Raw genomic sequence first — 13,300 nt, forward strand, 5'->3', positions numbered from 1 at the left:
GGGCGAACTCCCTGCTAGCTCGATGTCAGTTCGATCGAGGCCGGAGCCGCAGGCCCTGCATGCCACCGTCGACGGCGATGGCCGTACCGGTGGTGGCGGAGCCGAGCGGGCTGGCCAGGTAGGCGATGGCGTGGGCGATCTCCTGCGCGCTCACGAGCCGCCCCATCGGCTGGCGCTGCTCGAGTGCGGCGCGCTCGGCCACCGGGTCGGTCGCGGCGTCGAGCAGCCGGCCCACCCACGGGGTGTCCGCCGTGCCCGGGTTGACGCAGTTGACCCGGATGCCGTCTTCAACATGATCCGCCGCCATCGCGAGGGTCAACGATAGTACGGCCCCCTTGCTGGCGCTGTAGAGGGCGCGATTCGGCAACCCCGCCGTCGCGGCGATGGAGCACGTGTTGACGATGGCCGCATGACTCGACTGCCGCAGGTACGGCAGAGCCGCCCTGGCCACCCGGACCATGCCCACGACGTTGATGTCCAGGACCCGCAGCCACTCGTCGTCGGGGTTGTCCGCGATCGTGCCCGCAGCCCCGATTCCGGCGTTGTTGACGACGATGTCGAGCCCGCCGAAGTGCTCGGCCGCCGCGGCCACCGCCGTACGGACGGAGGCGTCGTCGGTGACGTCGGCCTTGAGCCCGAGGAACGGCTCCCCCGGGGGGTTGACGTCGAGGCAGGCCACGCGGGCGCCCCGCTCGGCCAGCAGCGTGGCCGTGGCGAGGCCGATCCCCGAACCGCCTCCCGTAACGAGTGCGGTAAGTCCTTCGAATTCGGTGCTCATCGGTCACATCCCTGACGTGTGTGGGCCGCGCGGCTCATGCGGATCTCCAGACGGGCCCGTCCGGGAAGGAGTAGTCCGCGATCGACTCGGAGTGCATGGTGGCGCTGAAGCCGGGGGCGAGCGGCGTCCGGTAGGCGCCGTTCTCGATCACCACGGGCGTCACGAAGTGCTCGTGCAGGTGATCGACGTATTCGATGACCCGGTCGTCCATGGATCCGCTCACCGCGACGTAGTCGAACATCGACAGGTGCTGGACCAGCTCGCACAGGCCGACGCCGCCGGCGTGCGGGCAGACCGGGACGCCGAACTTGGCGGCGAGCAGGAGGATCGCGATGTTCTCGTTCACACCGGCGACGCGGGCGGCGTCCAGCTGGAGGTAGGAGATGGCGCCGGCCTGCAGCAGCTGCTTGAAGATCACCCGGTTCTGGACGTGCTCACCCGTCGCCACCTTGATGGGCGCGATCTCACGGGCGATGGTGGCGTGGCCGAGCACGTCGTCGGGGCTGGTCGGCTCCTCCACCCACCACGGGTCGAACTCGGCGAGCGCCTTGACCCAGGCGACGGCCGCGCCGACGTCCCACCGCTGGTTGGCGTCGACGGCGATGCGGAACCCGGGGCCGCAGACCTCGCGGGCGATCCGCATGCGGCGGATGTCGTCGTCGAGGTCGGCGCCGACCTTCAGCTTGATCTGCGTGAAGCCGTCCTGGATGGCCTCCTTGCAGAGGCGGCGCAGCTTGTCGTCGCTGTAGCCGAGCCAGCCGGGAGAGGTGGTGTACGCCGGGTAGCCGCTCTCCTTGAGCCGCTCGATCCGCTCGGCCCGGCCCGGCTCGGCGGCGCGGAGGATGGCGAGGGCCTCCTCGCGCGTGAGGGCGTCCGAGAGATAGCGGAAGTCGACGAGGTCGACGATCTCCTCGGGCGACATCTCGCTCAGCAGCAGCCAGACCGGCTTGCCCTCCCGCTTGGCCTTGAGGTCCCACAGGGCGTTGACGACCGCGGAGATCGCCATGTGCATGACGCCCTTCTCCGGGCCGAGCCAGCGCAGCTGCGAGTCGCCCACCATGTCGCGGTACAGCGCGCCGAGGTCGTCGACGCTCTTGCCGATGACGTACGGCTCCAGCGCCTTGATGGCGGCCGTCTGGACGTCGTTGCCGCGGCCGATCGTGAAGGCGAACCCGTGGCCCTCGTCGTCGCCGTCACGCAGCACGACGTAGGCCGCCGAGTAGTCGGGGTCGGGATTCATCGCGTCCGAGCCGTCGAGCTCTCTCGACGTCGGGAAGCGGATGTCGTGGGTCTCCATCGCCGTGATCACAGAGGACCCCCGTGCGACGACCTGCTCGGCCGTCATGCCTGGCCGACCGGCTGGCGCTGGCGGCCCAGACCGTCGATCTCGAGCTCCATGACGTCACCCTCGCGCAGGTACGGGTGGTCGGGCATGCCGAGGGCGACCCCCGCCGGCGTACCGGTGTTGATCACGTCGCCGGGCTCGAGGACCATGAACCAGCTCAGGTACCGGATGACCTCGGCCACCCCGAAGATCATGTTCTTGCTGTCGCCGTCCTGGCGGAGCTCACCGTTGACCCACAGCCGCATGCCCAGGCCCTGGGGGTCGGCGACCTCGTCGGCCGTCACCAGCCACGGGCCGAGCGGGTTGAAGGTCTCGCACGACTTGCCCTTGTCCCACTGACCGCCGCGCTCGAGCTGGAACTCTCGCTCGGAGACGTCATTGGAGATCGCGTAGCCCGCGATCACGGCGAGCGCCTCCTCGTGGGACTCGAGGTAGCGGGCGGTCTTGCCGATCACGACCGCGAGCTCGACCTCCCAGTCGGTCTTGACGCTCTTTCTCGGGACCAACACCTCGTCAAAAGGTCCGACGACTGTGTTCGGCGCCTTCATGAAGACGACCGGCTCCTCCGGAATGGCCGCGCCGGACTCGGCGGCGTGGTCACGGAAGTTGAGGCCGATGCACACGACCTTCTCCGGCCGGGCGACGGGCGCCCCGATCCTCAGGCCCTCGGTGTCGACGACGGGCAGGTCGTCTCCGGCGAGCGCGGCGCGGACCCGATCAAGGCCGCCACCGGCCAGGAACGGCCCGTCGATGTCCGCTCCCCCGAGCAGGCCGGTCAGGTCGCGGACGCGGCCTTCGCCGTCCAACACGGCCGGACGTTCCTCACCTATCGCACCAACACGGAGCAGCTTCACAAGGGCCCCCATACATCCGATGTTTTCTCAAGGAGAAGATTCCTGACAGCTGGGGCCGGTGTCAAGTGCGAGGCCTCACACACATCGGATGACCTGCGGGCGAAGGTGCGTCATGTCACCCTCCGGCCACCCCGGCCACACCTTGACGTACGATCCGGAGCCGTAATAGAACACGTTTCAGTAAGAGGTTCGTCACACGGCTGGTATAAACGATCTTCCAGCCCCGGCCTCACCCTCGACACTAGGTGGTCCCATGGATATCAACCTCGTCGACCAGGACCACTACGCGAGCAAGGGGGCCCCGCACGACCAGCTCCGCTGGCTGCGCGAGAACACTCCGGTCTTCTGGCACGAGGGCGACGCCGAGCGGGGCTGGCCCGGATTCTGGGCGCTCACCAAGCACGAGGACGTCGTCCACGTGTCACGGCACTCGGACCTGTTCTCCTCGTCGCAGAAGCTCGCCCTGTTCGACGAGATGCCCGAGCCGCAGCGCGAGCTCCAGCGCATGATGATGCTCAACCAGGACCCGCCGGAGCACACCCGGCGTCGTTCGCTCGTCAACCGGGGTTTCACCCCGCGCGCCATCGGCAAGCTGGAAGACCACATCAGGGAGATCTGCCACCAGCTCGTCGATGAGGCGAAGGCCAAGTCCTCGATCGACTTCGTCACGGACTTCGCGGCCCCGCTGCCGCTGTATGTGATCTGCGAGTTGCTCGGCGCCCCGATCGAGGACCGGGACAAGATCTTCGAGTGGTCCAATCGGATGATCGGCGCCCAGGACCCCGACTACGCCGCCGCCCCGGACGAGGGCCAGAACGCCGCCATGGAGGTCTACGCGTACGCCAACGCGCTGGCCGCGGCCCGCAAGGACGACCCCCAGGACGACATCGTCACCAAGCTGCTCCAGCCGGCCGAGAACGGCGAGACGCTGACCGTCGACGAATTCGACCTGTTCGTGCTGCTCCTCGTCGTGGCGGGCAACGAGACCACGAGGAACGCGGCCTCAGGCGGCATGCTCACTCTCTTCGAGCACCCCGATCAGTGGTCCAGGCTGGTCGCGGACCGCGGCCTGGCGGGGCCTGCGGCCGACGAGATCGTCCGGTGGATCTCGCCGGTCAACCTCTTCCGGCGGACGGCCACGACCGACACGGTCATCCGGGGCCAGGAGATCGCCGAGGGCGACAAGGTCGTCGTCTTCTACACCTCGGCCAACCGCGACGCGGACGTGTTCGAGTCCCCCGACGTCTTCGACATCGGCCGGACCCCCAACCCGCAGATCGGTTTCGGCGGCGGCGGCGCCCACTTCTGCCTCGGCAACCACCTGGCCAAGCTGGAGCTGAGGGTCCTGTTCGAGGTCCTGGCGGAGCGTGTCCCCACCCTCCAGCAGGCCGGAGAGGCCGCCCGCCTCCGGTCCAGCTTCATCAACGGCATCAAATCCCTCCCCGTCACCCTGTAGTCCCCCCTTGGGCGTGACCCCTTGGCATGACCCTTGGGCGTGATCATGCACAGGTTCGTGAATGGACGGCCTGACCTGCGCGTTTCTTGGCCGTGATCATGCACAGGTTCGGCGGCATGCTGTGCGAGCTGGGCTTTTGTTGTTCGTGATCATGCGCAGCTTCGGCGAAACACCGGCCCACCTGCATCGACTCCTTGCGTGATCATGCATGCGCCGTACCGGCCCTGGGACGGCGCGTGCCTTGTTATCCACAGCCCAGGCGGAATCGCGTACGGCCTTGGGCGCGAAGCCGCATGCTGTGCGGCCATGGATCTCATAACGACGGCAGCCGCCCGGGCGCGCGGAATCGACAAGGACGAGCTCACCACGCTCGTCGCCACGGGCGAGATTCACCGGCTCGCGCTCGGGGCCTATTACGCCGGAGACCATCCGCGTGCCCTGGCCGTACGAGCGCAGATCATCGCCGCTATGAGCGGTCCCACAGCGATCATCTGCCGCCGCACGGCCGCGTGGTTGTGGGGCCTCGACGTGCTTCCTCCGGGCAAGGAAAGCCATGACTGGCCGGTGGAACTCCTGGTCGCCGCAGGCGAAAGGACGCGGCCGAGACGTCCCGGCTGCCGAGGATACGAGGCCGAGATCGCCGCCGCGGACCTCACGCTCGTGGGCGGCGTGACGATCACCACTCAAGAACGTACGGCTCTCGACTGCGCGCGTTTTCTGCCGCGACTGGAGGCCGTGGCGGCGCTCGACCAGTTCCTCCGGCGCCGCGTCGAGATCGAGAACCTGCACGAGCGGGCCCTCGCGCTCGCCGGGCAGCGCAACGCGAAGAGGCTGCGCGAGGTCCTGAGACTCGGCGACGCGGGCGCGCAGGCTCCGAGCGAGAGCTGGACCCGTGTGCTGATCATCGACACCGGCCTGCCGAGGCCTGAGACGCAGATACCCGTCATCCTGCCGTCGGGCGCGGAGGTGTTCGTGGACATGGGTTATCCGAGCCATCTGGTCGGCGTCGAATACGACGGGGCGAGACATCACAGCAGCGGCGAGGACAGGGCCCACGACGCGTGGCGGCGCGCTCAGCTTCGGGAATGCGGCTGGAAGCTCGTCATCGTTCGCAAATCCGATGTTCTCGGGCGGCCCGCCGAGTATCTGGAGGACTTGGCCGGAAAACTCCTCTCCAGAGGCTGGCGGCCGTCCAGGGAGAAGATGACGTTCGTCCTCACGCAGTTGCGCATGCTGCGTGACCGCGAGGCAAGGCATCGTCGTTATGCCGCGTGACGCCTGGCGGGGATGGTCGTCCGCGAGTGCATGATCACGACGAAGGTTTTCCCAGGTGGGAGGGTGTTTCTCCGAATCTGCGCATGATCACGACCGGGAAACGCGCAGGTCAGGACGCACATCACCGAAGCTGTGCATGATCACGCCGAAAAGGTGGGGGTTAGGGCCAGGAGGAGTCGTGATCGGGGTCGTGGCCGTCCGCCAGGAGACGGAGATCGGCCTCGACCATCATCGCGATGAGCTCTTCGAACGACACCGTCGGCTCCCAGCCGAGCTGGGTCCTGGCCTTCTTGGGATCCGCACACAGCAGGTCGACCTCCGCCGGCCGGTGCAGGGTCTGGTCGCAGACGACGTGCTGCTCCCAGTCCAGCCCGGCGGCCGTGAACGCGGCCTCCACCAACTCCCGTACGGACCTCGTCCGCCCGGTGCCGATCACGTAGTCCTCGGGTTGGGCCGCGGTCAGCATCAGATGCATGGCACGGGCGTAGTCCCCCGCGTATCCCCAGTCGCGCCGCGCCTCCAGGTTGCCCAGGCGCAGTTCGGTGGCGAGGCCGAGCTTGATCCGTGCCACTCCGAGCGTCACCTTCCGGGTGACGAACTCGGCGCCGCGGCGCGGCGACTCGTGGTTGAAGAGGATGCCCGACACGGCGAACATCCCGTACGACTCCCGGTAGTTCTGCGTCAGGAAGTGCCCGTACGTCTTGGCGACGCCGTACGGGGAGCGGGGGTGGAAGGGTGTGCTCTCGGTCTGCGGCGTCTCCCTGACCTGCCCGAACATTTCAGACGACGAAGCCTGATAAAAGCGGATCTGGTCAGCAGCCGAGCCCCGTGAACCGGTGATCCCGGAACACACCCGGATGGCCTCCAGCATCCGGAGCACTCCCATGCCGGTCACCTCCGCCGTGAGCTCCGCCTGCTCCCACGACATCGGGACGAACGAGATCGCGCCCAGGTTGTAGACCTCGTCGGGCCGCACCTTCTCGACGGCCGAGATCAGCGAGCCCTGGTCGAGCAGATCCCCCCGGACGAGTTGCACATCCTGGAGGAGCTTCCGTACGCGCGACACGCGGGGGTTGGCCTGGCCGCGGACGAGGCCCCAGACCTCATAGCCCTCACTGAGCAGGTGCTCGGCGAGATAAGAGCCGTCCTGACCGGTGATGCCGGTAACAAGCGCGCGCTTGGCCAACGGTCCTCCTCGCTGTGCCCGACCAGCCCGATGAGAGCTATAAGAGGCGAATGTACCGCCCTGCCCGCCTCAGGATGCCATCGTCGCCCACCGTTAGATAGAACGTGTTACACCGAATATCGTTCGGGTAAGCTAACTTCGCAGTTCCGGCGTGGTGCGGGCAACGCGAGGAACAATTCCACCCCAGCTGTCCCATCAAAGGTCAAATGGTAGGGTTCGGTGCCAGCCCCCTAGAGGGCACAGCGGGAAAGAGGTGCCCCTTGGCGGAACGGCTGCGAGTCGCGCTGCTGTCCTATCGCAGCAAGCCCACCTGCGGCGGCCAGGGGGTGTACCTGCGCCACATCAGCCGTGAACTGGTCGCCCTCGGCCACCACGTCGAGGTCTTCTCCGGCCAGCCGTACCCCGAGCTGGACGAGGGCGTGATCCTCAACAAGGTCCCCAGCCTGGACCTCTACAACGACGACGACCCGTTCCGCACGCCGAAGCTGCGCGAGTACCGCGACTGGATCGACGTGCTGGAGGTCGCCACCATGTGGACGGCCGGCTTCCCCGAGCCGCTGACCTTCAGCCTTCGCGCGCGCCGTGAACTGGAAAAGCGCCAGGGCGACTTCGACGTCGTCCAGGACAACCAGACCCTCGGGTACGGCGTGCTCGGGATCAAGAAGTTCTTCCCGGTCGTCGGCACGATCCATCACCCCATCAGCGTCGACCGGCGGATCGAGCTCAAGGCCGCGAAGGGCTGGAAGAAGCTCTCGATGCGCCGCTGGTACGGGTTCGTGCGCATGCAGAGCATCGTCGCCCCGCGGCTGAGCCCGATTCTGACCGTCAGCGAGTCGTCGCTGGCCGACATCCACCGCGACTTCGGCGTTCCCGAGGCCAACATGCGGCTGATCCCCCTCGGCGTCGACACCCGCTTCTTCCACCCCCGGCCGGAGTTGCCCAAGCGACCGGGCTCGATCGTGGCCGTGGCCAGCGCCGACTCCCCGATGAAGGGCGTCGCGACGCTGCTGCGGGCGACCGCCAAGCTCGCCACCGAGCGCGACGTCCACCTCACCGTGGTGAGCAAGCCGACACCCGGCGGGCCCACGGAGAAGCTCGTCTCGGAGCTCTCACTCGGTGAGCACGTCACGTTCGTCCACGGCATCTCGGACGAGGCCCTCGCCGAGCTGATCGCCACGTCGGAGGTGTCGGTCGTCCCCTCGCTGTACGAGGGCTTCTCACTGCCCGCCGTCGAGCACATGGCCTCCGGCACCCCCCTGGTCGCCTCCAGGACGGGCGCCCTCCCCGAGGTCGTCGGCGACGCCGCGATCCAGGTCGAGCCGGGCGATCCCGAGGAACTGGCGGCGGTCCTGCGCCGTCTCCTGGACTCCCCTGAGGAGCGCGAGGCCGTGGGCCGCAAGGGTTACGACCGGGCCATGGAGCGCTACGCCTGGCCCGTCGTCGCCCAGCGCACGGTCGAGGCCTACCGCGAGGCCATCTCAGCGCATGCGGGTCGCACCCGTTGACCTCCGGCCCCACCGGGGCCGCTGAACATGGGGCCCTGCCGTGCGGCGGCCCGAAGACATTGCGATACGAAAGGTGGCGCTAGTGCTGACCGTCGACTTCGATCGGCTGCCCGTCGGACCGGGTGACCGCGTTCTCGATCTCGGCGCCGGTGCGGGCCGGCATGCCTTCGAGGTGCTGCGCAGGGGCGCCGACGTGGTCGCCTTCGACATGGACGCCGCCGAGCTCGAGGGCGTGGCCGCGATGTTCGCGGCGATGGACAAGGAAGGGCAGATCCCCGCGGGAGCCACCGGGGAGACGGTCGTCGGCGACGCGCTCGGCATGCCGTTCCCCGACGCGTCGTTCGACCGCGTCATCGCCGCCGAGATCCTGGAGCACATCCCCGACGACATGGCCGCGATGCGGGAGATCGTCCGGGTCCTCAAGCCGGGCGGACAGGCGGCCATCACGGTCCCGAACTTCATCCCCGAGCGCATCTGCTGGGCCCTTTCCGAGGACTACCACACAGCGCCTGGCGGACATATCCGTATTTATACGTTGGCGGAGCTCCAGGCCAAGCTGAAGTCCTCCGGCCTCGAGGTCGGACCGCACCATCACGCCCACGGCCTGCATTCGCCGTACTGGTGGATCAAATGCGCGGTCGGCGTGAACAACGACGGCCACCCGCTGGCCAAGGCGTACCACGAACTCCTGGTGTGGGACATCATGAAGCGCCCCGCCGCCACCCGGATCGCGGAAGCCGTGCTCAACCCTCTGATCGGGAAGAGTGTGGTGGTCTACGTCCGGAAGCCCGCATGACGGCGGCGCCGTCCGTCCCGGGGGTCATCACCGCCGAGCAGGTGGTCCAGACGGCGCGGAGCATCGCCGCGGTCCAGGACGCCACCGGCGGCATCCCCTGGCCTGAGGGTCACGTCGACGCCTGGAACCACATCGAGTGCCTGATGGCCCTCACCGTGGCCGGGCTCCGCGACGAGGCGCGCAGGGGCTACGACTGGCTCGTACGGCATCAGCGTCCGGACGGCTCCTGGCCGATGAAGCTCGTCGGCGGAGAGGCCTCCGAGACGGGCGGGGAGTCCAACCACGCCGCCTACGTCGCCGTGGGCGTCTGGCACGACCTCCTCGTGACGGGCGACATGGAATTCGCCCGGTCGATGTGGCCCGTGGTCACCAAGGCCCTCGACTTCGTCGTCGATCTCCAGACCACCCGGGGCGAGATCGTGTGGGAGCGGGACACCTCCGGCGAACCCGCCCCCTACGCCCTGCTCACCGGCTCCTCGTCCATCCATCAGGGACTGCGCTGCGGCGTGCTGCTGGCGGAACGGCTGGGCGATCCGCAACCCGACTGGGAGTTGGCGGCCGACCGGCTGGCGCACGTGCTGACGGCGCACCCCGAGGCGTTCGCGGACAAGAGCCGATTCTCGATGGACTGGTACTACCCGATCCTGGGCGGTGCCGTACGCGGCCCGCAGGCGGTCCAGCGGCTCGATCTGGAGTGGGACACGTTCGTGGTCCCCGGACTCGGCGCGCGCTGCGTGTCCGACCAGCCGTGGGTCACCGGGGCCGAGTCGTGCGAGCTGGTCATGACCCTCGACGCGCTCGGGGACGACGAGCGGGCGCTGACGGTGTTCGCGGACATGCAGCATCTGCGGCACGAGGACGGGTCCTACTGGACCGGCTGGCAGTTCGTGAACGGCAAGCACTTCCCGCATGAGCGATCGGGTTACACCGCGGCCGCGGTGATCCTCGCGGCCGACGCCCTTTCGCGGACCACTCCCGGGTCCGGCGTCTTCCGCGACGCGGGGAGCCAGCAGGTGCGGATCACCGGCGAGTGCGGGTGCGAGCGCGCTCACGCCTGATCGCGTGATCACTACGGCTGAGCCGCAGGTCATCGGGCGTGCGCGCGAATCCGTGCATGATCACGCTCGTGGTTCGCGCAGGTGGGACGGCATGCGGCCGAACCTGTGCATGATCACGGGTGGAGGAGCCGCAGGCAGGACGGCGTGTCGCCGAACCTGAGCATGATCACGCGAAGGAGGGGGTGGTGCGTTCGAGGACGCGGAGGGAGCCCACCACTCGGGTCTCCTTGAAGGCTCCGGAGGCGAGCGCACGCAGGTAGACGCGATACGGGGCCTGGCCGCCCATGGCCGGGTCGGGATAGATGTCGTGAAACACCAGGACCCCTCCCACCAGGACGTGGGGCGCCCATCCCTCGTAGTCCCTCGTGACCGGCTCCTCGGAATGGCCGCCGTCGATGAAGAGCATCGCCAGCGGCGTGTTCCAGAATCGGGCCACCGCCGCCGAGCCGCCCACGACCGCGACGACCTCGTCCTCCAGGCCGGCCTCCGCGATGGTCCGCCGGAAGAACGGCAATGAGTCCATCTTCCCGAAGCGGGGGTCCATCAGGTCCGCGTCGTGGTGCTCCCAGCCCGGCTGGATCTCCTCGGAGCCACGGTGGTGGTCCACGGTGAACACCACCGAGCCCGCCTCGCGCGCACCCGCGCCCAGATAGACGGCCGACTTGCCGCAGTAGGTGCCGATCTCGCAGATCGGGCCGCGGGAGCCGTACTGGGCGGCGATCTCGAACAGCGCCAGCCCCTCGGCGGGTGGCATGAAACCCCTCGCCTCCTCGGCAAGGCGGCGGAGATCGTCGGGCATCGTGACGGCCATGTGCTGTCCCTCTGTACGGCTCTCGCGGACGGCCGTTTCGCCGTCGCGGTCGAACCCTACCGAGCCCCGCTCGACCACCGCACACGCACCCGAACAACATTCCATTCGCCTCTTGTCCGCACTGCTGCAACATGTTCTACTTTGCAGCGTGACCCAGCCCAGCGTGAACCGCCGTGCAGGCATCGCGATGGAAGACGAGGAGATCGCCGGGTTCCTGCGCGACGCGCGCAAGCTCCAGCTCGCCACCATCAACGGCGACGGCACCCCCCACCTCGTCACCATGTTCTACGGCCTGAGCGACGGAAAGATCACCTTCTGGACGTACCGCAAGGCCCAGAAGGCGAAGAACATCGACCGCGACTCCAGAGTCACCTGCCTCGTCGAGTCCGGCGACGACTACTTCGATCTGCGCGGCGTCATGGTCTACGGCACGGCCCGCCTCATCGACGACCCGGAAGCGGTCCTCGATGTCGGGATGGACGTCACCCGGCGGATGACGGGCATGGCCGCCCCCGACGGCACGGCTTCCAACGGCGGCGAGGACGGCTCGTTGCGTGAATACGTCGCGCACACCGCCCGCAAGCGGATCGCCTACGTCGTCGAGCCTTCCCGCGTCGTCTCGTGGGATCATCGCAAGCTGCCCGGCGCTAGCGTTGGGTGAGCGCGACCTCACCGGTCGGCGGGAGGTCGGTGGAACGACACGATCTCGGCCGCCGGAGTGAGAGTGCGGACGAGCCACCGTGCGAAGGAGAGCCGGACATGAAGGTCAAGGTCGACTACCTGATCTGCGAAGCGAACGCCGTTTGCATGGGCCTCGCGCCCGAGGTGTTCGAGGTCGATGACGACGACCAGTTGCACGTCCTGCTGCCGGAGCCGCCCGCCGAGATGCTGGACCGAGTGCGTCACGCGGTCCGCTCGTGCCCCAAAGCCGCCTTGACGCTCGAAGACTCATAAGTCGCTCGAAGACTCATAACTCGAAGACGAGTAACCCCCCAGGAGGTCCAATGCGCGGCGCTCTCTTGCACGCGGTCGGCGACGACAAACTCGACATCCGTGACGACTTCACCCTCACGCCCGTCGGCCCGTCCGACGTTCGGGTGAAGATCAAGGCTACGGGTGTCTGCCACTCCGACCTCTCCGTCTTGACAGGCGTCCTGCCCATGCCGCTGCCGGTGATCCCCGGCCACGAGGGCGCGGGCGAGGTCGTCGAGGTCGGGGACCACGTGACCTCCGTCCAGCCAGGGGACCACGTCATCATCAACTGGACTCCGGCCTGCGGGGACTGCCCCAACTGCATCGTCGGCCAGCCGAACCTGTGCACGACCTACGTCATGAAGAGCTTCATGGAGGCCCGCTTCCTCTACGGCGGCCAGACGCCCGCCTTCGGCATGGCGGGCTGCGGCACCTGGGCCGAGGAGATCGTCGTCCCGTGGCAGGGCGCCATCAAGGTGGACCCGGAGGTCCCCTACGAGGCCGCCGCGCTCATCGGGTGCGGCATCACCACGGGCGTCGGCGCCGTCATCAACACGGCGAAGGTACGGCCGGGATCGACGGTCGCGGTCGTCGGCTGCGGCGGTGTGGGCCTGTCGGTGATCCAGGGAGCCCGGGTGTCGGGGGCGACGACGATCCTCGCCATCGACCCGCTCGAGTCGAAGCACGAGCTGGCCAAGAAGGTCGGCGCCACGCACGCGTGCACGCCCGACCAGCTCATGGACGCGATCGGCACGCTCACCGGCGGCCAGGGCTTCGACTACGGCTTCGAGGTCGTCGGCAAGTCCGCCGCGATCATGACCGCCTGGCAGGCCACGCGGCGTGGCGGCGACGTCATCGTCGTGGGCGCGGGGGCGATGGACGACCAGGTGCCGCTGACCGCCTTCGGGCTGCTGTTCGAGGGCAAGAACCTCCTCAGCTCCCTGTACGGCGGCGCGGACGTCCGCAGGGACTTCCCGTTCTTCGCGAACCTCTACAAGGCCGGCAAGCTCGATCTCGAGAGCATGATCAGCTCGCGGATCCGGCTGGCCGACCTCAACGACGCCGTCGCGGCGCTCAAGAGCGGTGAGGTGCTCCGCCAGATCGTCATGTTCGACTGAGCCCGTACGACGTGCCGGCACCCGGCGCGTCGGCCACGGCAACGACGAGAAACGGCTCCGGTCCGGGCCCCCGATGAACCCGGACCGGAGCCGTTTCTCACTCCGTGACGCTCTGGACCGAGGTCACACCTCGGTCCAGCGAGACT

The 13,300-nt window shown here is 68.3% G+C and carries 13 protein-coding genes; 8 read left to right on the forward strand and 5 right to left on the reverse strand.

The annotated features are described in order from the left end of the window. Positions 1–25: 25 nt before the first annotated feature. Genes Pmi06nite_RS25815 through Pmi06nite_RS25825 form a run of 3 tightly spaced genes read right to left on the reverse strand, consistent with a single transcriptional unit; the run spans position 26 to position 2,977 of the window. The gene (locus Pmi06nite_RS25815) at positions 26–778 is read right to left on the reverse strand and encodes an SDR family NAD(P)-dependent oxidoreductase (protein WP_203955691.1); all 753 of its coding nucleotides are present in this window, start codon (positions 776–778) and stop codon (positions 26–28) included. Positions 779–812: 34 nt separating this feature from the next. Continuing rightward, on the reverse strand, positions 813–2,123 hold the full coding sequence (locus tag Pmi06nite_RS25820) for an L-fuconate dehydratase (RefSeq protein ID WP_203955692.1): 1,311 nt from the start codon (positions 2,121–2,123) through the stop codon (positions 813–815). Further along, positions 2,120–2,977 (reverse strand): fumarylacetoacetate hydrolase family protein, encoded by an 858-nt coding sequence (locus Pmi06nite_RS25825; RefSeq protein WP_203955723.1) that lies wholly within the window; start codon positions 2,975–2,977, stop codon positions 2,120–2,122. The genes Pmi06nite_RS25820 and Pmi06nite_RS25825 overlap by 4 nt, the downstream gene beginning before the upstream one ends. A 253-nt stretch (positions 2,978–3,230) precedes the next feature. Here Pmi06nite_RS25825 and Pmi06nite_RS25830 point away from each other — a divergent pair, with 253 nt between their 5' ends. Next, positions 3,231–4,433 (forward strand): cytochrome P450, encoded by a 1,203-nt coding sequence (locus tag Pmi06nite_RS25830; RefSeq protein ID WP_203955693.1) that lies wholly within the window; start codon positions 3,231–3,233, stop codon positions 4,431–4,433. Between the two features lie 306 nt (positions 4,434–4,739). Beyond that, positions 4,740–5,708 carry a type IV toxin-antitoxin system AbiEi family antitoxin gene (locus Pmi06nite_RS25835; protein WP_203955694.1) on the forward strand — a complete coding sequence of 323 codons (969 nt, stop codon included), beginning with the start codon at positions 4,740–4,742 and terminating at the stop codon, positions 5,706–5,708. Positions 5,709–5,868: 160 nt separating this feature from the next. Here the strand turns inward: Pmi06nite_RS25835 and Pmi06nite_RS25840 are convergent, their stop codons facing one another. Further along, positions 5,869–6,894 carry a GDP-mannose 4,6-dehydratase gene (locus tag Pmi06nite_RS25840; protein WP_203955695.1) on the reverse strand — a complete coding sequence of 342 codons (1,026 nt, stop codon included), beginning with the start codon at positions 6,892–6,894 and terminating at the stop codon, positions 5,869–5,871. Between the two features lie 206 nt (positions 6,895–7,100). Between Pmi06nite_RS25840 and Pmi06nite_RS25845 the strand changes: the two genes are divergently transcribed. The 3 genes from Pmi06nite_RS25845 to Pmi06nite_RS25855 all read left to right on the forward strand — a co-directional run bounded on the left by Pmi06nite_RS25845 (position 7,101) and on the right by Pmi06nite_RS25855 (position 10,253). Beyond that, complete coding sequence (locus Pmi06nite_RS25845; protein ID WP_203955696.1) at positions 7,101–8,399, forward strand: glycosyltransferase family 4 protein; 1,299 nt, start codon at positions 7,101–7,103, stop codon at positions 8,397–8,399. A gap of 82 nt (positions 8,400–8,481) precedes the next feature. Continuing rightward, complete coding sequence (locus Pmi06nite_RS25850; protein WP_203955697.1) at positions 8,482–9,195, forward strand: class I SAM-dependent methyltransferase; 714 nt, start codon at positions 8,482–8,484, stop codon at positions 9,193–9,195. Then, positions 9,192–10,253 carry a prenyltransferase gene (locus Pmi06nite_RS25855; protein ID WP_203955698.1) on the forward strand — a complete coding sequence of 354 codons (1,062 nt, stop codon included), beginning with the start codon at positions 9,192–9,194 and terminating at the stop codon, positions 10,251–10,253. Before Pmi06nite_RS25850 ends, Pmi06nite_RS25855 begins: the two co-directional genes overlap by 4 nt. Positions 10,254–10,419: 166 nt before the next feature. Here Pmi06nite_RS25855 and Pmi06nite_RS25860 read toward each other — a convergent pair whose 3' ends face one another. Further along, positions 10,420–11,064: a class I SAM-dependent methyltransferase gene (locus Pmi06nite_RS25860; RefSeq protein ID WP_203955699.1), complete on the reverse strand. Its 645-nt coding sequence runs from the start codon at positions 11,062–11,064 to the stop codon at positions 10,420–10,422. Between the two features lie 148 nt (positions 11,065–11,212). On the opposite strand from Pmi06nite_RS25860, the gene Pmi06nite_RS25865 reads away from it, so the two are divergent. From Pmi06nite_RS25865 to Pmi06nite_RS25875, 3 genes are all read left to right on the forward strand, one after another. Further along, positions 11,213–11,725 (forward strand): pyridoxamine 5'-phosphate oxidase family protein, encoded by a 513-nt coding sequence (locus Pmi06nite_RS25865; RefSeq protein ID WP_239114206.1) that lies wholly within the window; start codon positions 11,213–11,215, stop codon positions 11,723–11,725. A 98-nt stretch (positions 11,726–11,823) separates the two neighbouring features. After that, positions 11,824–12,018 (forward strand): ferredoxin, encoded by a 195-nt coding sequence (locus Pmi06nite_RS25870; RefSeq protein WP_203955700.1) that lies wholly within the window; start codon positions 11,824–11,826, stop codon positions 12,016–12,018. 50 nt (positions 12,019–12,068) lie between these two features. Further along, positions 12,069–13,154: a Zn-dependent alcohol dehydrogenase gene (locus Pmi06nite_RS25875; RefSeq protein ID WP_203955701.1), complete on the forward strand. Its 1,086-nt coding sequence runs from the start codon at positions 12,069–12,071 to the stop codon at positions 13,152–13,154. Positions 13,155–13,300 lie beyond the last annotated feature (146 nt).

The sequence above is a fragment of the Planotetraspora mira genome (assembly GCF_016863275.1).
GTDB lineage: Bacteria > Actinomycetota > Actinomycetes > Streptosporangiales > Streptosporangiaceae > Planotetraspora > Planotetraspora mira.